Below are 17,325 nucleotides of genomic sequence, written 5' to 3'. Positions count from 1 at the left end.
GCATTCCACCGCTGACTCTACACTAACTCGTTATTCTTCCTACTATAGAACTCTACCCAAACTACTGAGATGTCTGTTCCTTTTACTTCCGAGACTGCGCTTCGTCCTGCTCTTCCCGATTACGAATTTCTTTGCGTAAAATGGCTTCCAGCTTCTGACGATTATCCAGCAAGCCGGGATCGCTCGGCAGATACTCCCGGGCTTTCGTGTTATGCATAAGTGCCTGTTCCCAATTGCCCAAATGGGCATAACAGAGGGATAGACGTGCATGCGGCAGCCAGGTGCGGCAGGCTGTGGGTACCGGGCGCAGACCCGTGTCGCGGCTGCTCACATCTACAGCCTGCATATACCAGTAGATGGCTGAGACCAGCTCCTGCCGTTCATGAAAGCAGGCCGCGATGGCACAGCAGAAATCCGCATGCGGCAGATCGTACTGGAACGACTGCAGCAGTGCACCCAGCTTGCGTCCCGGCTGACCCAGCCGCTCATAACATTCCGCCAGCCGCGCACAGGCAATGAGCCGATCCTCGCGATAGCCGCTGGGCTGCTCCAGCAGCTTCGCGTACCCCCGAGCCGCCGCCGCATAACGCTGGCGGTCATAACATTCGCCTGCATAGTAGAACAGCAGGCGACCCTGGGCTACGCCCTCTTCGGCGATCCATTTGCGCAGAATGCGCACGTTACGCGCCGAATGATGGCCCGCTTCGCGGCGGTGCGTGACGGCAATGTCTGCCGTAATGACCCCACTCGCCGGGAAGCTGAGCTGCTCGTGCAGCCGGCCATGCCAGCGGCACCCGGCATCCCGCTTGACCAGGCGAAGCCTGCGGTCCGTCACGAGCGGACTCCCCTCCGCCCCCTCGGCCAGCGTATAGTTCAAGATCACAGCTGCCGTCTCCCCCTCGGACGGCAGCTGCTGCTTCAGCTTCTCCAGCTTCGCCCGTTCCGCTGGCAGCAGCACATCATCCGCGTCCAGCCACAGGATATATTCCTGCGTGGCCTGGTCGAAGGAGTAGTTTCGAGCCGCGGCAAAATCATCCGCCCACTCATACGTGAAGATCCGGTCGGTATACTGCGCAGCGATATCCATCGTACAGTCGGATGAACCGGTATCCACAATGACGATCTCGTCCGTGATTCCGGCTACCGAATCCAGACAGCGCGCAAGCGTGCGTTCCTCGTTCTTCACAATCATGCACAGACTGATGGTGATCACGTTCACGTGCCCCTTCCTGTCGTACGCGTATTTCGTTGGTTCTTCCTACACCCGCTACCCTTCCGCATTCTCCTGACGACGAAGCCGCTTCACCTGCTCCACCGCTTGATCCAGCGCCTTCTTGCGCAGTTTCATCAGGCGAAGATGGTTCTGCTCCACCTCGGCAAAGTGCACATGATCCAGCTGCATCCACTCCGTTACTTGTTTCAGGGTTGGCGACATATGCAGCTGCGTTTTCCGCCGCTTGCGGGCCACGCAACATAAATATTTATGATGAACCTCCAGTTTCAAGACTTCAAAATACGGCATCAGGCACATCGCCAGGTTACCTGCATAGAACGTCTGCTTGTGGTCATAGAACGGATGATAGCCATACGGCACAGTTACGATCAGCTTCCCTTCCTCCTGCAGCAGCCGGTGAACCTGAAGCAACAATGTCTCCGGATGGGCAAAATGCTCCAGCACTTCTCCGAGCAGCACGGTATCGAAGGTGGTTTTTACTTTCCACTGCGTAATATCCAGCATGCGAAAATCCACATTGTTCCGAACAGGTTTGGACTCTTTGGCGAGTTCTGCCTGCGCATACCGGATACTCTCTTCTTCCAGATCGACCCCTGTTACACGAAACCCCTCACGCGCCAGTAAAATGGAGGTAATCCCCTGACTGCATCCAACGTCCAGAATTCGTTTACCGGTTGCTTCCCGGCACATCCAGTGGATACGGGTCCGGGTGGCTTCATGGGAATCTTCCGAGTTGATCTCGCCATAATATCGTTCACTTACCCGATCATGATTCGCCATGAGTATCCCCCGATTTCTCTTGAAGATGTTCAGGTTCTTCCTTGGCTCCACCCTGAACTTCCGCTGTGTTCGGCTGCACGTGTTGCTTTTGATCATCTTCTGTCTTTGGCACTTCATTCATTACCGGGACACTTTGCACCGATGCTGCCTCAGGCCGATCGGGCTGTCCCAGCACCACAATATGGCCTCCGTGGCACCCGGCTGTTGCATTCCGAGTATCGAAAATGAGCTTCGCATGATCCGCCATTTCCTGATAATTGAAGCCCGAATGGTCGGTCGTGATGATCACCAGGTCGGCCCAAGCCCACAAGCCCGGCACAGCAGGCTGAGACTGAAGCACAGAGCCATCATCCTTGCGGAAGACCGTTACCATCGGATCTGTGAAAACAACCTCTGCTCCCGCTGCGCTCAGCAGGCGGAAGACGTCCAGCGCCGGCGATTCACGCAAGTCGTCGATATCCTTCTTGTAAGCCATGCCTGCCAGTACAACGCGTGCTCCCTGAACCCGCGTACCCGCCTGTTCCAGCAGTGCTGCTGCACGCTGAACCACACGCTCCGGCATCTGCCGATTGGTTGCGTCTGCGAGTGTGATAAATTTCAGGTCTGATCCCTGCCGGTTAGCCGCCCAGGACAGATAGATGGGGTCAATGGGGATACAATGTCCACCGATGCCTGGGCCCGGATAGAACGGCATATAGCCAAACGGTTTGGTTGCTGCCGCATTCAGCACTTCCCAGATGTTCACGCCCATTTGTTCACAGGCAGGCGTGAGCTCGTTCACCAGCGCAATATTGACGCTGCGAAATGTATTTTCAAACAGCTTCGCCGTTTCGGCCACGGTCGTTGAACTTACTGGAACAATCTCATTGAGAAATGAGCCATAGAATTCTTTACCATAAGACAGGCAGGCAGGTGTTGATCCACCGATAATCTTCGGGGTGTTTTTTACACCATAGTTTACACTGCCCGGGTCCACCCGTTCGGGAGAATAACAGACATACAATTGTTCGCCTGTTCTCCAGCCTGTGGCTGCTTCAAGCGGCTGCTTCACATGCTCCTTCGTTGTGCCGGGGTACGTCGTGCTTTCCAAAATAACCAGGCTCCCCTCCTTCAAATAAGGAGTCATGCCATCCACCGCTGCAGCAATATATGAAATATCCGGCTGATGATCAGCCGTCAGCGGCGTAGGCACACAGATAACAATGACATCTGCCTGCGTTACTGCGGCATAATCCGTACCGGCTGTAAACAACCCGGCTTGGGTTAGTGATTGTATGATCTCGTCTTCAATTCCAATGACATAAGAATCACCCGCACGAAGTCTTGCCACCTTGAAAGCATCTATATCGATCCCGTGAACGCGATAACCGGCATGTGCCATCTCCACCGCCATGGGAAGTCCAACATAACCAAGACCAATCACGACGGCTTTCAGGGAGCGGCTGTTTATTCTGTCTTGCATATGATCCACTTCCAAACGCTCCGCCTCCCTTGTTAGTCGATATAGCCGCCTGCACGCAAAAATTCGGCAATGGCCTGCCGCTTCATCAAGTCACTGTCCGAACCGTACTCGGAGAAGGTCACTCGGGGCAGTGTACGATATGCATCGGTCAGGCGCTTGTCCGGTTCCTGCGGCAGGATCACGTAATATTGCTCATCGTATTGATAGGTACGCGGCGCCTCATAAGGCGAAATCAGCACTTCATGCAATTTCTCGCCTGGGCGTATGCCGGTAACCTTGTAGTCGCTTGCCGGACGTCCGGCCTGTTCCAGCATGACCGACGCCAGATCCGTCATCTTACAGGCTTTCATTTTCATCACAAATGTCTCTCCGCCTACCGCAGCCTCAGCCGCCTTGAGCAGCAGATAGATGGCTTCCGTACGTGTCAGGAAAAAGCGGGTCATGCCCTTATCCGTTATGGTCAGACTTTTGCCTTCATCGATCTGGCGACGGAATAGCGGCACTACACTGCCGCTTGTACCCAGCACGTTACCACCGCGGATGCAGACAAACCGGGTGTGTTCACTCAGCCAATTGGCACGGATCATCATTTTTTCGCCAAGAGCCTTCGTCATGCCGTATACGTTAATCGGATCTACCGCTTTGTCGGTTGAGACATCGATGACTTTGGGAATCTGCATACGGATCGCGGCGCGGATAATATTCTGCGTACCGATGACATTCGTTTTAAACGCTTCGTCCGGCTGGTCCTCGCATACCGGAACATGTTTTAATGCAGCCAGATGAAAAAGGACGTCCACACCCTTGCACGCATCCTCCACTGCGCGGTAATCCCGGATATCCCCGATGAGGAAACGCAGACGGGCATCATGGTTGAATTCCCGCTGCATGGCAATCTGGGCATATTCATTACGCGACAGAATGCGAATCTCTGCAGGGTCCTGTTCCAGCAGAACCTCAGTCAGCTTTTGACCCCAGGAGCCTGTTCCTCCAGTGATCAGAATCGTTTGTCCTTTAATCATGGATGAATCCCTCCCTGGTCAGATCATGAATTCACGTAATACCTGAGCCATCTCGTCCCGGCTTAACCGGTCTTTTGGCGGTACCTTTTTAACCGACGTGTTGTTTGAATGAACGATATTGACATAATTCCGCGGAGCGAGCAGCTCGTGCGGCAGATCGATGACATTGCCATGCGTACCTCTGCCCGGGAGCTTCACCCGGTATCCTGCTGCATACTCGGCCGTTTTGTATAAGTAGACATAGAATTGTGGTGAACGGTGAAATGCCGGGGCCATCTCGTTATTCACGCTGTCCCACAGGTAACCGTTCTGATTGATTAGTGCCACCGTCTGTGGCTGTGGCTGCACGTCATAGAGCTGCTGGACGAAGGTTCGGTGATACAGGTCATCTGAATCCAAACGGGCAATATAGATGTGCTCGGCTCCTTCTGCAAAGGCCAGAATCGCCCGTACACTCTCGATATGGGTCCCGAATCGAATATTGCTGGGAAGGGGCTCCTGCTGGGCAAGAATCTCCTGCATCAAATCACCCGACTCCTTGGATAGCTTCACAACCGTCAGAAAATCCTGATTCGTCTGCGCCTTAAGGGAGTGCAAGGTAAAGGTGCGAAAAATGCTCATTCTCCGCTCCAACCATTCTCTAGTAAGCCGCTGCGGGTCCATCCCGTAGTTATTGAAATTAATCTCAATCACAACTTTCCTAGACATAACATTCCTCCTCCTTCGAATCTGCCAATCTTCCTGTGCCGAGATCAGATCCATTTCATAGTTTTTGGCAGTCGACTCTATAGCGTATGAAAGGAAGATAGAACCGGTACGGACACTTGCACTAGTTCCTATATAAATAGATTGATATACTCCCCCAAGATTGACCCTGCGGGTTGAACGTACAAAACGTTAAGGGAGCGCGAACATAGAATAGAGCAATTCCATTTTCAAAGGAGGTCCGTAAGCTGCTATGAATTCAAAATATCTTGAAATGGATGGTGTGCTGGATCAGCTGGAAGCGGCGATCAGAGAACAGCGTCCATTCTCTCTTGTTCGCGTAGGAGATGGCGAGAATATTGTCATGTCCCAGGAGACCGTATGGACGACGGAGCAGGTTCTTCAGGAGCGCTGGGCCATTAAGGCCAATCTGGGGCAAAAAGGGCTTACCCTTCCCAATCTGCAGCTCCGGGATGAAGTGGCTGCTTCTCTGCAGCGGGCCGATCTCGTCGGTGTGCTTCCCTACGGAGACAGCTCAATCAAAGCCCCAGACCATCTCAAACGGCCGCTGACCGACATGCTGTTCGCCCATTTCGGCATCTCCCCTGCGCTCACTTGCCATGCCTGCGTGAACAGGGAATTAGCCCAGACGCCTCGCTTCTGGGAGATGCTCGCAGGCAAACGTATTCTGCTGGTTACCCGCGAGCTTGAGGCACTGCATAACATGCTGGAGCGGGAACCCTATCATCTGAATATTGCAGCTGCATTGCCCTTTGATCGTTGGGAACAGATGGGAGAAACACTGCAGTGGATTCAAACTAACCCGGATGCATTTGACGTTGCCCTCTTCTGCTGCGGAGTTAATGCGGTCGTCCTGGCCGAACGCACAGCTGCACTGGCGGGTAAAGTGGCAATCGACTTTGGAAAAGCCAATAACATCATTCTCAAAGGCCGTGCCAACTGATCTGCATTTATGAAACCTGATGGAGTAAAGCGTCACCCTCGTACGCTGTACAGCAAAAAATCCCGGACTCCTGGAGCCGGGATTTTTTTGCTTCTCTGGTAGATCTCAATCCAAGGATACTTCCTTGAGCGCCAGACCATGTTACACCAGCATCACTAGTTTGTTCCGGGTGTATGCAAACTCTGCTGGTCTTGCGAATCAGAATTTTTGACGCTCTACCTTCGGATCAAAGATTACATATCGGCTAGGTCGTTGCTGCAATGCCATAAAACATTTCCGGTCCGGTACGCACTGCCGTGGACACACCGGAAATAAACGAAGTATACACACTCTCCAGAGCAGGTGGTGCTGACAGGTCCTGTGCCGTAAACGAATGGAATTCAGCCCCGCCGTTCTGTCCTATCGTGCCTTCAGCCCGATAGATTAAAAAGAACGGATCATAAAAGCTGCCTCGGACGATTTCGACAACGAACGTATCTCCGATCTCCCCGGTTACACCAACCGTGCCATTCAAGGTGATAATGGGATTCGCAACACCAAGGGTCTGAAGGCCAATCGATCCGAACGCTTCCGGGGATGGACCCAGAGATAAACCGGGCTGTCCTACGGTTCCCGAGTTCATCGAAGTTCTCATATCGAGGAACACACCCATGAGTAACACCTCCAATGCTGTGGGATACGTTATTCTATGAATCTCGATTCTCGCTCGCTTGGATGGATACCAGATTCGTTCCACCTATTTTTATTTGCACCCGGTTAATGGTATATTGAACTGCATAAACGAAATGAACGGATCGTATGCACACAAGCGGTACAGGCTGTTCAGAAGGAGATTAGTATTCATGAATAAACGCAATCGATCAACAGGCCGTCCATCAGCCAAAGGTAAAGGACCAGCGAGTGCCTCGGCAGCACGTTCCCCGAAAGCAAACGCTTCGACTTCGTCTTCTGGGGCTTCCACATCCCGTAATAGCGGAGCATCGAAGCAGCCCTTAATCTCGAAGTCCCCGGCAGCTTCCAAGCCCAAACATTCAGGTGCTCCTAAACGCGCGGGCAATGCCCATTATCGTAAGCAGGAACCACCTCGCCAATATAAAGTAACTGAACCGGATGAGCTGCTGAACTTCCTGCTCCAACATCTAAAATCAGGCCGGAATGCAGTCAAGTCCATCCTGGGACGGGGACAAGTATCCGTAGATCAGACCGTAGTCACCAAGTTTAACCATCCGCTGACGCCTGGACAGATGGTATCCATCAGCAAGGAAGGCGCCGTAGCCGCACCAACCATGTCAGGACTCACGATTTTGCATGAAGACGATGACATTATCGTCATTCGCAAGGATGCCGGACTGTTGTCCATTGCAGCAGATCGGAGCGATGAGATTACCGCGTATCGTCAACTGACGGAGCACGTACGCCGCACCGATTCGCGGAACCGCATATTTGTCGTGCACCGGCTCGACCGGGATACATCAGGTGTCATGATGTTTGCGAAGAGTGAGGAAGTGAAGCAGAATCTGCAGGACAACTGGAAGGACAAGGTGCAGGAACGCGTATACGTGGCGCTTGTCGAAGGTCAGGTAGCCAAACCGGTGGGCACCATCTCCTCGTGGCTGAAGGAGAGCAAAACGCTGAAGATGTACTCCAGCCCACGTCCCAATGATGGACAGCATGCCGTTACACACTATAAAAGACTGCAATCGAACCGTGAATTCTCCCTGCTCGAAGTTCGGCTGGAGACCGGCCGCAAAAACCAGATCCGCGTGCATATGGAAGATCTCGGCCATCCCATTGCAGGTGACAAGAAATATGGTTCTCGCACCAAAACACTCGGACGTCTTGGACTCCATGCGCGCGTGTTATCCTTCATTCATCCTACGACGGACGAACTCATGACCTTCGAGACGGATATTCCGAAGCAATTCCTCTATCCTTTCCGTACAGATGCGCCAGCTTCGAAGTAACCTTGATGGTTAGGCGTTTAGAGGACAAGTTGTGCTGGGAAGGAGGAATTTAAGCTGAAAAACCTGTTAATTACCGGATACCGGGCACATGAACTGCAAATTTTCGGACAGAAGCATGAAGGAATTCCCTTCATCAAAAAGGCTATCTCCTCCCGTCTCACGCCACTTGTGGAGGATGGTCTGGAGTGGGTGCTGACGCCTGGACAATATGGTGTGGACCTGTGGGCCTGCGAGGTGGTACTTGAGCTAAAAAAGACCTATCCCCACTTGAAGCTGTCCATCATCACTGCGTTTCAGAACCCGGAGGAACAATGGAAGGAAGACAAGCAGGAGTACTACCGCACCATCCTTCAGGGCGTGGATTACTACGGAGCGGTGAGCAAGCAGCCTTACATCGGCCCATGGCAATTCACAGCACGCGATGACTTGCTGCTGCGCAAAAGCGATGGCATCCTGCTGGTTTATGATGAGGATGCCGCAGAGGGCAGCCCCCGTTTTGTAAAGGAAAAAGCCGTGAAGAAGCAGCAGAATGAGGATTACACGATCATCAGTGTCACTTCCGAGGATATTCAGTCCATCGCCGAAGACGAGCGGATGAACAGTGTAAGCGAATATGAGGACTCCTCATTTTAAAGCGCCTTGAAAAGCCGGAATTCGCACTTATGTTTTTTTTGGCGGAAGGTTGGGTATAAGTAGTATTAAAACTGCGATTACCATGTCGTATGGATAAAGGGGAACTGCAGCCATGACATTAACGCCTGAGCAGCGCATTCAACTGCATGGGTTCAACAACCTGACCAAGTCGCTGAGCTTCAACATGTACGACATCTGCTACACAAAAACCAAAGAAGAACGCGAAGCTTATATTGAATATATCGATGAACAGTACAACGCGGATCGGCTGAGCAAAATTCTGAAAAATGTCGCAGATATCATTGGTGCGCATGTACTCAATATCGCGCAGCAAGATTATGTCCCCCAAGGGGCCAGTGTGACGATGCTTGTCTCGGAAGGACCGATCGTGGAGGTTCCGGAGGAATCATTTGAAGAATCCCCAGGTCCGCTCCCGGATAATGTGGTCATGCAGCTCGACAAGAGCCATATCACCGTTCATACGTATCCTGAATTTCACCCCAGTGAAGGAATCAGTACCTTCCGTGCCGACATCGACGTCTCCACCTGTGGGGAAATCTCGCCGCTGAAGGCGCTAAATTATCTGATCCATTCCTTTGACACGGACATCATGATCATGGATTATCGGGTACGTGGATTCACGCGGGATACGAGCGGCCGCAAGCTGTTTATCGACCACGAGATCGGTTCGATTCAGAATTATATTCCGGACGAGATCAAAAAAGGCTTCGACATGATTGACGTTAACGTGTATCAGGAAAATATTTTCCACACGAAATGCAAGCTGAAGGCGTTTGACCTCGACAACTACCTCTTTGGTTATACCAAGGACAAGCTGAGCCAGGCGGAACAGCATGAAATTACGGAGTGGCTGAAGCTTGAGATGGATGAGATTTATTATGGCAAAAATATAAACCGTCCTTCTGTACAGAATTCCGATTCGTTATAATCCATCATCGGGCTATGCGCCCCACTAACAGGGCTTTGCTGACAAACGGGTCGGCAGAGCCTTTTTGCTGTCCTTCGGTAATTGTCTGGCATCCATAGTATAATAAACATACGAGATATTTTTTAGCTTACACGACCTAAAACCTAAAGCAGATTATAAATCAAAAGAGGTGTACGCAGCATGGCTCCACGTAACTTGAATGCTTTTCACGGCTCCAAAGTCCGGCTCGCTGCCCCATGCCCGGAAGATTGCATGCGTCTGGCACGTTACACGGACAATTACGAATATTTGCGCAACCTGGATACAGACATTGCGGTTCCGCTAACCCCGGACGAGACGGGTTCATCTGCTGTTCGAAGAGACAACGGTTTTGAATTTGCCCTGCGAACACTGGAGGACAATCGATTTATCGGATTTACCGCTCTTTACCGAATTGAATGGAACAATCGCTCAGCTCGTCTTGCCATTGGCATTGGTGAGGATAAGGATCGTGGTCAGGGATACGGGAGTGATGCACTTGCCCTGATTATTCGGTATGGCTTTCATGAACTGAATCTGAACCGGATTGCGCTGGAAGTGATTGAATACAATGAAGCTGCCAGACGGGCCTATCTAAAAGCCGGATTCCGGGAGGAAGGTCGGCAGCGCTCCGCTGTCTTGCGGGATGGAACCCATTATGATCTGATCTCCATGAGCATTCTGGCTGAGGAGTGGGCAGCTCAGACTGGACTTCCGCTGTCGTTTCAATCCACATCAACTTCAGCGAAACAAAAATCCGAATATGCAGCATCAATGCTGCCTGCTGCAGCTGCCTCCGACCAACCTCGCATTGGTGTCGGGGCCGTCATCCTGAACGATCGCAATGAAGTGCTTCTGGTGTGGCGCAACCGCCAGCCGGAGCAGTACACTTGGAGCATTCCCGGGGGCAAAGTCGACCCTTACGAATCACTGGAAACGGCTGTCATTCGGGAGATCAAGGAAGAAGTGGATCTGGATATTACCATCGATCAATTACTCTGCACCGCTGAGACGATTCGTCCGGAACGAGAAGAACATTGGATATCGGTCCTCTACTCAGCCCGGAATATCCGCGGCATCGCCCGGAACCTGGAAGAAGGCGGCGCAATTGGCGAGATCGGCTGGTTCCCGCTCCATAACCTGCCTTCCCCACTCGCCTGTTTTGCCGTACCTGCCCTCGAGGCAGCTAAGCGACTTTATATGGATTAGAATGGAGGTCATTCGGTTGAATCAATCCGAAGCAATTCACGCATTATTTCAGGCAGCGCAACATGGTGATATAGCGAAGCTGCAATCGGTTCTTGCTGCCTTCCCTGAGCTGGCCAACACCGAGAATGGAGATGGGCTTACCCCACTGGGATATGCCTCGCATTATGGACAAGCAAATGCAGTTCGTACTCTCCTGGATCATGGAGCAGAAGTAAATGCCATTTCTCATTCCAGGATCTCATTCATTCCTTCCAATACGGCACTGCATGCAGCGCTTGCAGGGGAGCGTTCTTCAGAGGTCATCCGTTTGTTGCTGGAATACGGAGCATCTTGCAGCATCCTTGACAGCGATGGACAGAACGCCCTCCATTCTGCAGCCTTTCATACGGATCAGGCTGAACTAATTCAACTGCTGCTTCAGCATGGTGCGGACCCGAATGCTCTGAATGCAGCAGGTCAAACTTCACTGGACATTGCAACTGAACGCGGCAACACTTCTACCTCCTCATATCTACGAGAAGCAGCTGCAACCAAATAGTAATGCATCGCAGGCCAAGTGAAAACAAAACGTGAATAACCGTCAGGACTCTTGTTGCACTACAAAGAGACGGCCTGGCGGTTGTTTGCTGTCTGCTTCAATGTAATGAACGAGAATTTGAGCAATGATCTACATAATTTTCTAAAAGCAAGAACCGATTGGCCCTTCACACGGTCTAATACGAAACAAAGCCATGAAAGGAGGCGCCATGTGACCCCTACAGAGCTTACCGTTGCCGCACAAAAAGGGGATGCTGAGGCTTTTGCTGCCTTGATGGCAATGCATCAGAGCCGCCTGTATCGGATCGCTTATGCTTACCTGCACAACGAGGGTGATGCCCTGGAAGCGATACAGGAGTCTACATACCGAGCATACCGCAAACTAAAAAAACTAAAAGAGCCTTCATACTTCGGCACCTGGCTCATTCGTATCCTGCTCAATTACTGTGCAGACGAGCGCAAACGGAAGAACCGTTACAGCCCCGTCACGGAGATGCACGAACCGAGCAGCTGGGATCGGCCCGAAGACCCGGATCTCGCCGCAGCAGTATCTGCTTTGGACCCGGATTGCAAGCAGATTATTATCCTGAGTTATTTCGAAGGATTCTCCCTGACCGAAACCGCAGAGATCCTCGACATTCCGGTTGGTACGGTCAAATCCCGACTTCACCGGACACTTGGACAGCTTCGTGCTCAGCTAGAAATGAAAGGAGATGCATGATTATGACCGATGAACAGAAGCAGTTTGAAGATTTGGAACAACGTCTGCATGGACGTAAAACGGAATACGATACGATCGCCGTCCCGGATGCTGCGGTGCAGCACTCCGTACAGATCGGAATACGTCAGGCTGCACGCAGGCACAAATCGCGGGTACGCTGGTACATGAGCTCGATCTCGGCAGCGGCCATCATCCTGCTGTTTACCGGATGCATCCGAGTCTCCCCTGCCTTTGCCTCCTTCGTGGAGCAATGGCCTGGCATGGAGGGCATCGTCAGCATGATTCGCCAGGACAAAGGCCTGCAGATGGCGATTGATCAATCCCTGCTGCAGAAGGTCGGGATTACCGACGAGCATGACGGCGCTTCCGTGACCATTGACGGTATTATTACTGACGAGTCACGCATGGTCATTTTTTATACGATGAAAGGCATGAAAGATCTGGAGAAGGGTGAGTATGATATCGACTTGCTTGATGAGAATGGTGACAATCTTCCTGTTGGGTTTAGCTATGGTTCACCGAGAACGACTTCTAATGAAAATGTTGATGAGAATATGATTGATGTTATCTTTCCCGACGAGGTCTCACCACCGGACGAGCTGAGTGTGGTGTTCAAAACCAGAGGTAAAGCGAATCCTGGAGAATGGAAGGTCACTTTACCTGTAGACAAAAATTTAACCAAAGGCATGAAGAGAGTTCTGCCGGTGAATCAAACATTAACGGTAGATGGGCAGCGTATTGATGTCAAACAAGCTACCCTATATCCGACTCGTCTCGTGCTTGATGTGACATTCGATCCGAAGAATACGAAGAAGGTGTTTGGACTCAGCGATCTTCAACTGGTCGATGAACAAGGGCGTGCATGGAGAACGGACACAACAATGGGTGGCGATGACGAACGTTCCATTTACTTTGAGAGTATGTATTTCTCCATACCGAAAAAGCTTACTTTGCAAGGATCTGGTCTTTCTGGTCTGGATAAGGATGAACTGGATCTCTCCCTTGATTTGGAGTCTGGGACTATTACAGGAGGTCCTCCAACTATGAAGTTTATGGGAAGCCGGATTGCTGGAAAAGACCGGATTCTAATGTTCTCTGTACCAGACATGGAGGGCGGATTTGCTTTGGGCTTTACCGAGATTAAAGACGAAGCTGGCAAGAGTTACAATGTGCCAACCTCCAGTTGGCGTACTAAAGATGGAGATTCTTCTGGGATTACAACTGTCCACTCTACTGTAGAAAACGGAGCAAAAATAAAAGGCCATCTACAAATGAAGCTGAGCACTTATCCAATGAAAATCACAGCACCATTCTATCTCGAAATTCCTTTGGATAACTAATTCTAAAATAACGGCTGGAATCAATAGGGATATTCTATATAATGGAAATCATCTATCAAACAAACAATGATGAACAGAAACGGAGGCTTACACTATGAATACCCATTCCATCCGTTATCCCCAGCCGCTTGCCTCAGGAGACACCATTGGCGTGCCTGCACCTTCAAGTGGTGTGGATGAGTCCCTGCATCATTATCTGAATGAGAGCAAACGCAATATGGAGCGACTTGGTTTTCACGTTCAGGAGAGTCTCTGGCTGCGGCAAAATGTCAAATGTGTAAGCTCATCCAAAGAGAACCGTGCAGAAGAGCTGAACACCTTTTTCCATGATCCAGCGATCAAGGCCATCATTCCACTTTGGGGCGGAGAGTTTTTGATGGATATCCTGCCATTGCTGGATTGGGAAGCTCTGCGGTCACTACCGCCAAAATGGGTTCTGGGCTACTCGGATATCAGCACCTTTTTATTCGCCTATACCCTGCTCACGGGAACGGCTACAGCACATGGCACCAATTATGTGGACCTTAGATCGAACAAGCTCGATCCGGTGACTGCCCGCTGGATTGATGTATTACAGACGGAGCAGGGAGGACAGATTACGCAATCTTCCTCCACTCATTATCAATCAGCCTGGATACGGGAGTCACCCGGTTTCAATCTGGACACCCCTTCTCGCTGGAAACTTCTCGGTCAACCAGATGATGCAAATGCCTCTGTTACGTTCTCGGGACGACTCTTGGGCGGCTGTATGGATACGATCACCTGCCTAATCGGCACTCCTTACGCGCCGGTTGCATCGTATCTGGACCAGTATTGCGCAGATGAAGGCACCATCTGGTATTTGGAGAGCTGCGAGATGAACGCAGGGGATATTTATCGCCATCTGTGGCAGATGAGACAGGCCGGCTGGTTTACGGGCGTAAAGGGCTTTTTGTTCGGCAGACCTGCCGGTTATTCGGATACCGGAGATTTCAACTTTATCGATGCCCTGTCCTCGGCACTGGGCGATCTGGATGTCCCTGTACTATACGATGTGGATCTCGGCCACATCCCGCCGCAAATGACTTTTGTGAATGGAGCACTGGGCACCGTCGATTACCGGGCTGGACGCGGAACACTTCAGATGTCACTTGTGTGATCACCTTTTGTAGGCAGATGCATACCTTGAAGTAAGAACTTATTTTGAGGAAGGGTTGTGCACCATGTCTGAATCCACATCCACACCATCCGCACGCGTCGTCTATCAGGCCAATCAACCGATGCTCCAATCCGTGCAAAGTGTGCGGAATATGCTTCATCATACAGCCCGGCAGTATGTGGGCCAGAAAGTACAGGTCCAAAATATCGATGGTCAGGTATGGGAAGGCGTCATCATCAGTGCTGATCGGGGAATTCTGTATCTCCAGGTTACACCAATGCATGGATACCCGGAGCCGCGCGCACTGTTTGGTCCAACCATCCTGCCACTCGTGCTGTATGAGCTGCTGGTTATTACCCTGTTAATGTAGTCCGAACAATTTGCAATAACGCAATATTCAAAAGGCTTCGCTCCTGTAACCTCCGGGGATCAGGGACGCAGCCTTTTTGGTTCTGCTGCAGACTATTGAGCGGATGTATTAAAAATGTGTGTATGACTTTATCGCTCGTGCGGTATGTTTCCGTGTTAACGTGTGAAATATGATACAATGGTGTCGGCCCCAGGCCTTATTTCATAAGAAACGGAGCATGATCCCGCTTGGAATACAACTCTCTTGATCCCCTTCCCACGGTCCAGACCGAGAAGGAGATTCCGGAAAAGAATACGACTGAACAGTCCCGCGTGATTGCCATCTGCTTGTTGGCAGGCAAAATCATGCTGCAAAGCGGGGGCGAAACCTACCGTGTGGAAGATACGATGAAACGGATGGCTGCCGCCCTGGGACTCCCTCATTCACATAGCTATGTTGTACCGACAGGTATCTTTTTCTCGGTGGATGCTACCGAACCAGCCAAGCTGATTCGGATCTCCGAGCGCACCACAGATCTGGATAAGGTATCCGAAGTGAACGCCGTCTCCCGCCGCATAGGCCAAGGGGAACTCTCCGTTCAGGAAGCCCATGATCTGCTGCTGCAGATTGAAGGTAAACCCTCTTCCTATTCTGCACGGGTCAAACTGTTTGCCGCGGCACTATCGAGCGGTTGTTTTACCATCATGTTCGGCGGAGGCTGGGATGACTTCCTGCCTGCCGTGATCTGCGGAGGAATCGGTTATGCCGCAGTTATTGTTTTTCACCGGCTGGTGCTGGTCAAGTTTTTCGCAGAGCTCAGCGCTTCTTTTGTTATCGGCTTGCTCGCCTTCTTACTTGTTGCTATCGGAGCTGGACATGAACGCGACAAAATCATTATTGGATCGGTCATGCCGCTCGTACCCGGACTCCTGATTACCAATGCGGTGCGTGATTTGATGGCTGGACATCTGGTGTCCGGGTTATCCAAGGGAGCTGAGGCGTTCCTGACGGCGTTTGCCATTGGTACAGGCATTGCGGTTGTATTTTCACTTTTTACGTAAGACGGAGGTATGCAGGTTATGCTTCATTTTATAGAACAAGCCCTGACCAGCTTTGTCGCTTCGGCTGCGTTTGGCATCATATTCAATGCTCCACGCCGCATGCTGCTTCATGGCGGCTTCGTCGGCATGATCGGCTGGATTATTTATGTCGTGCTGGAATATGCGGCAGATGCCGTTCCTGCTACACTTGCAGCTACCATCGCAGTTGGTGTGATCAGCCAAATGTTCTCCCGTCTGTTCCGGGCGCCGGTCATTATCTTCAGCGTTGCGGGTATCATTCCACTCGTCCCTGGTGGTCTCGCGTATAACGCGATGCGCAGTTTTGTACAGAATGACTACAGTGCGGCCATCGAGATGGCTGCCAAAGCACTAATGTTATCCGGAGCCATCGCTGTAGGACTTGTCCTCTCTGAAGTTCTCAACCAGATGATACGCCGACTGCCTGGCGCGCTAAGGGCCAAGTCCTAATCGGTTCAGGAATTACATATCGACTCATACATCTGATGGTCATAGAAAAGGCCCGTTTCATCAGGATTTAACCTGATCATAACGGGCCTTTTAAAATTTAATGCTTTTGGGTGATTGCTTGGTAGGAATGGATTACTTTACGAATGTGTTTTTCACCCGGACCGACTTCAGAAAATATGGGATGAAGATGCAGCATGTCAGTATCGATCTGATGGTTAAATTCCGTGCGGGAGTTGTATCGAACGCGTTCAGCGCTCCTGGAATCTCAGTCTGACCAATCATGATCCATGTCCCAATGGCAGCCAGCACGTTAGCCAAGTACAGCATGATCATCATGCGTGGAAACTGCCTTTTTTTCATATACAACAGGACCAAATTCACAATAACAATGATCAGAAGAACGACGTTACTTATGGCTCCGTACCATAATAACGGGTTCATGACACGATGGTACAGGTCCAGATCCGCTTCACTGAACATTCCCCGACCGGCCGGATTCATGATAACAGAAACCTGGGACAGATCCACAACCAGTAACAGCAGCGAAGCAATTAAGCTAATCTGAATTAGAATAAGCCAGCCGCCCAATCCGGATATTCCAGGCAGCTCCACCCTTGTCCCCGGTTCAGAAAAAAATGATCTTGTGTCAACCTCGGTGATACGTTCTTGATCTCCCATCTCATCCTCCCTCCAAACTGTTAAAACGTACATTATACCTCATGATCCATATTTTGTGTTGTAAATCAGGAAATAAAATCCAACAGGTTGGAT

At 51.1% G+C, this 17,325-nt stretch carries 19 protein-coding genes and 1 pseudogene; 13 read left to right on the top strand and 7 right to left on the bottom strand.

Annotated features, from left to right (window positions below; translation table 11 throughout):
- Positions 1-82: 82 nt before the first annotated feature.
- Genes AC3WQ3_RS06160 through AC3WQ3_RS06140 form a run of 5 tightly spaced genes read right to left on the bottom strand, consistent with a single transcriptional unit; the run spans position 83 to position 5,206 of the window.
- Positions 83-1,219 (bottom strand): glycosyltransferase, encoded by a 1,137-nt coding sequence (locus AC3WQ3_RS06160; protein ID WP_492471715.1) that lies wholly within the window; start codon positions 1,217-1,219, stop codon positions 83-85.
- Between the two features lie 48 nt (positions 1,220-1,267).
- Positions 1,268-2,014: a class I SAM-dependent methyltransferase gene (locus tag AC3WQ3_RS06155; protein ID WP_492471714.1), complete on the bottom strand. Its 747-nt coding sequence runs from the start codon at positions 2,012-2,014 to the stop codon at positions 1,268-1,270.
- The gene (locus tag AC3WQ3_RS06150) at positions 2,001-3,476 is read right to left on the bottom strand and encodes a nucleotide sugar dehydrogenase (RefSeq protein WP_492471713.1); all 1,476 of its coding nucleotides are present in this window, start codon (positions 3,474-3,476) and stop codon (positions 2,001-2,003) included. The genes AC3WQ3_RS06155 and AC3WQ3_RS06150 overlap by 14 nt, the downstream gene beginning before the upstream one ends.
- Before the next feature lie 32 nt (positions 3,477-3,508).
- Positions 3,509-4,498: a polysaccharide biosynthesis protein gene (locus AC3WQ3_RS06145; protein WP_336780975.1), complete on the bottom strand. Its 990-nt coding sequence runs from the start codon at positions 4,496-4,498 to the stop codon at positions 3,509-3,511.
- 18 nt (positions 4,499-4,516) lie between these two features.
- Positions 4,517-5,206, bottom strand: a complete 690-nt coding sequence (locus tag AC3WQ3_RS06140; RefSeq protein WP_492471712.1) for a glycosyltransferase — start codon at positions 5,204-5,206, stop codon at positions 4,517-4,519.
- 250 nt (positions 5,207-5,456) lie between these two features.
- Between AC3WQ3_RS06140 and AC3WQ3_RS06135 the strand changes: the two genes are divergently transcribed.
- A complete protein-coding gene (locus AC3WQ3_RS06135; RefSeq protein WP_336780977.1) occupies positions 5,457-6,167 on the top strand; it encodes a GT-D fold domain-containing glycosyltransferase in 711 nt (236 codons plus the stop codon).
- 244 nt (positions 6,168-6,411) lie between these two features.
- Here the strand turns inward: AC3WQ3_RS06135 and AC3WQ3_RS06130 are convergent, their stop codons facing one another.
- Positions 6,412-6,819, bottom strand: coding sequence for a hypothetical protein (locus AC3WQ3_RS06130; protein ID WP_153977464.1), 408 nt, complete (start codon positions 6,817-6,819; stop codon positions 6,412-6,414).
- Positions 6,820-7,009: 190 nt separating this feature from the next.
- On the opposite strand from AC3WQ3_RS06130, the gene AC3WQ3_RS06125 reads away from it, so the two are divergent.
- The 12 genes and pseudogenes from AC3WQ3_RS06125 to AC3WQ3_RS06070 all read left to right on the top strand — a co-directional run bounded on the left by AC3WQ3_RS06125 (position 7,010) and on the right by AC3WQ3_RS06070 (position 16,554).
- Positions 7,010-8,131: an RluA family pseudouridine synthase gene (locus tag AC3WQ3_RS06125; RefSeq protein ID WP_154892473.1), complete on the top strand. Its 1,122-nt coding sequence runs from the start codon at positions 7,010-7,012 to the stop codon at positions 8,129-8,131.
- A gap of 54 nt (positions 8,132-8,185) precedes the next feature.
- Positions 8,186-8,764 carry an SLOG family protein gene (locus AC3WQ3_RS06120; RefSeq protein ID WP_095360495.1) on the top strand — a complete coding sequence of 193 codons (579 nt, stop codon included), beginning with the start codon at positions 8,186-8,188 and terminating at the stop codon, positions 8,762-8,764.
- Between the two features lie 112 nt (positions 8,765-8,876).
- On the top strand, positions 8,877-9,713 hold the full coding sequence (gene speD, locus AC3WQ3_RS06115; RefSeq protein WP_095289300.1) for an adenosylmethionine decarboxylase: 837 nt from the start codon (positions 8,877-8,879) through the stop codon (positions 9,711-9,713).
- A 180-nt stretch (positions 9,714-9,893) separates the two neighbouring features.
- Positions 9,894-10,385, top strand: a pseudogene (locus AC3WQ3_RS06110) (GNAT family N-acetyltransferase); the annotation flags it as partial.
- Positions 10,386-10,505: 120 nt separating this feature from the next.
- Positions 10,506-10,940: an NUDIX domain-containing protein gene (locus tag AC3WQ3_RS06105; protein WP_492471755.1), complete on the top strand. Its 435-nt coding sequence runs from the start codon at positions 10,506-10,508 to the stop codon at positions 10,938-10,940.
- A 16-nt stretch (positions 10,941-10,956) separates the two neighbouring features.
- Entirely contained in the window at positions 10,957-11,478 is a 522-nt protein-coding gene (locus AC3WQ3_RS06100; RefSeq protein WP_492471710.1) for an ankyrin repeat domain-containing protein, read from the top strand.
- A 210-nt stretch (positions 11,479-11,688) separates the two neighbouring features.
- Positions 11,689-12,198 carry an RNA polymerase sigma factor gene (locus tag AC3WQ3_RS06095; RefSeq protein ID WP_354477818.1) on the top strand — a complete coding sequence of 170 codons (510 nt, stop codon included), beginning with the start codon at positions 11,689-11,691 and terminating at the stop codon, positions 12,196-12,198.
- 2 nt (positions 12,199-12,200) lie between these two features.
- Positions 12,201-13,538 carry a DUF4179 domain-containing protein gene (locus tag AC3WQ3_RS06090; RefSeq protein ID WP_492471709.1) on the top strand — a complete coding sequence of 446 codons (1,338 nt, stop codon included), beginning with the start codon at positions 12,201-12,203 and terminating at the stop codon, positions 13,536-13,538.
- A gap of 94 nt (positions 13,539-13,632) precedes the next feature.
- Positions 13,633-14,676 carry a S66 family peptidase gene (locus AC3WQ3_RS06085; protein ID WP_492471708.1) on the top strand — a complete coding sequence of 348 codons (1,044 nt, stop codon included), beginning with the start codon at positions 13,633-13,635 and terminating at the stop codon, positions 14,674-14,676.
- Positions 14,677-14,740: 64 nt separating this feature from the next.
- Positions 14,741-15,046 (top strand): hypothetical protein, encoded by a 306-nt coding sequence (locus tag AC3WQ3_RS06080; RefSeq protein ID WP_095289295.1) that lies wholly within the window; start codon positions 14,741-14,743, stop codon positions 15,044-15,046.
- 344 nt (positions 15,047-15,390) lie between these two features.
- Complete coding sequence (locus AC3WQ3_RS06075; RefSeq protein WP_483312574.1) at positions 15,391-16,086, top strand: threonine/serine exporter family protein; 696 nt, start codon at positions 15,391-15,393, stop codon at positions 16,084-16,086.
- A gap of 18 nt (positions 16,087-16,104) precedes the next feature.
- Entirely contained in the window at positions 16,105-16,554 is a 450-nt protein-coding gene (locus AC3WQ3_RS06070) for a threonine/serine exporter family protein (protein ID WP_402873608.1), read from the top strand.
- A gap of 132 nt (positions 16,555-16,686) precedes the next feature.
- On the opposite strand, the gene AC3WQ3_RS06065 is transcribed toward AC3WQ3_RS06070, so the two are convergent.
- A complete protein-coding gene (locus AC3WQ3_RS06065) occupies positions 16,687-17,232 on the bottom strand; it encodes a DUF2569 domain-containing protein (RefSeq protein ID WP_492471707.1) in 546 nt (181 codons plus the stop codon).
- Between the last annotated feature and the right edge of the window lie 93 nt (positions 17,233-17,325).

It is taken from the genome of Paenibacillus sp. FW104-T2, from assembly GCF_058789975.1.
This window is presented reverse-complemented; position numbering and strand designations above follow the sequence as displayed.

What these genes read in the sequence shown, in the direction of transcription:
- AC3WQ3_RS06080 (WP_095289295.1), top strand. Translation starts at nt 14,741, where the DNA reads ATGTCTGAATCCACATCCACACCATCCGCACGCGTCGTCTATCAGGCC.
- AC3WQ3_RS06150 (WP_492471713.1), bottom strand. Translation starts at nt 3,476, where the DNA reads ATGCAAGACAGAATAAACAGCCGCTCCCTGAAAGCCGTCGTGATTGGT.
- AC3WQ3_RS06090 (WP_492471709.1), top strand. Translation starts at nt 12,201, where the DNA reads ATGACCGATGAACAGAAGCAGTTTGAAGATTTGGAACAACGTCTGCAT.
- AC3WQ3_RS06135 (WP_336780977.1), top strand. Translation starts at nt 5,457, where the DNA reads ATGAATTCAAAATATCTTGAAATGGATGGTGTGCTGGATCAGCTGGAA.
- AC3WQ3_RS06125 (WP_154892473.1), top strand. Translation starts at nt 7,010, where the DNA reads ATGAATAAACGCAATCGATCAACAGGCCGTCCATCAGCCAAAGGTAAA.
- AC3WQ3_RS06140 (WP_492471712.1), bottom strand. Translation starts at nt 5,206, where the DNA reads ATGTCTAGGAAAGTTGTGATTGAGATTAATTTCAATAACTACGGGATG.
- AC3WQ3_RS06105 (WP_492471755.1), top strand. Translation starts at nt 10,506, where the DNA reads ATGCTGCCTGCTGCAGCTGCCTCCGACCAACCTCGCATTGGTGTCGGG.
- AC3WQ3_RS06155 (WP_492471714.1), bottom strand. Translation starts at nt 2,014, where the DNA reads ATGGCGAATCATGATCGGGTAAGTGAACGATATTATGGCGAGATCAAC.
- AC3WQ3_RS06075 (WP_483312574.1), top strand. Translation starts at nt 15,391, where the DNA reads ATGCTGCAAAGCGGGGGCGAAACCTACCGTGTGGAAGATACGATGAAA.
- AC3WQ3_RS06070 (WP_402873608.1), top strand. Translation starts at nt 16,105, where the DNA reads ATGCTTCATTTTATAGAACAAGCCCTGACCAGCTTTGTCGCTTCGGCT.
- speD (WP_095289300.1), top strand. Translation starts at nt 8,877, where the DNA reads ATGACATTAACGCCTGAGCAGCGCATTCAACTGCATGGGTTCAACAAC.
- AC3WQ3_RS06130 (WP_153977464.1), bottom strand. Translation starts at nt 6,819, where the DNA reads ATGGGTGTGTTCCTCGATATGAGAACTTCGATGAACTCGGGAACCGTA.
- AC3WQ3_RS06145 (WP_336780975.1), bottom strand. Translation starts at nt 4,498, where the DNA reads ATGATTAAAGGACAAACGATTCTGATCACTGGAGGAACAGGCTCCTGG.
- AC3WQ3_RS06065 (WP_492471707.1), bottom strand. Translation starts at nt 17,232, where the DNA reads ATGGGAGATCAAGAACGTATCACCGAGGTTGACACAAGATCATTTTTT.
- AC3WQ3_RS06085 (WP_492471708.1), top strand. Translation starts at nt 13,633, where the DNA reads ATGAATACCCATTCCATCCGTTATCCCCAGCCGCTTGCCTCAGGAGAC.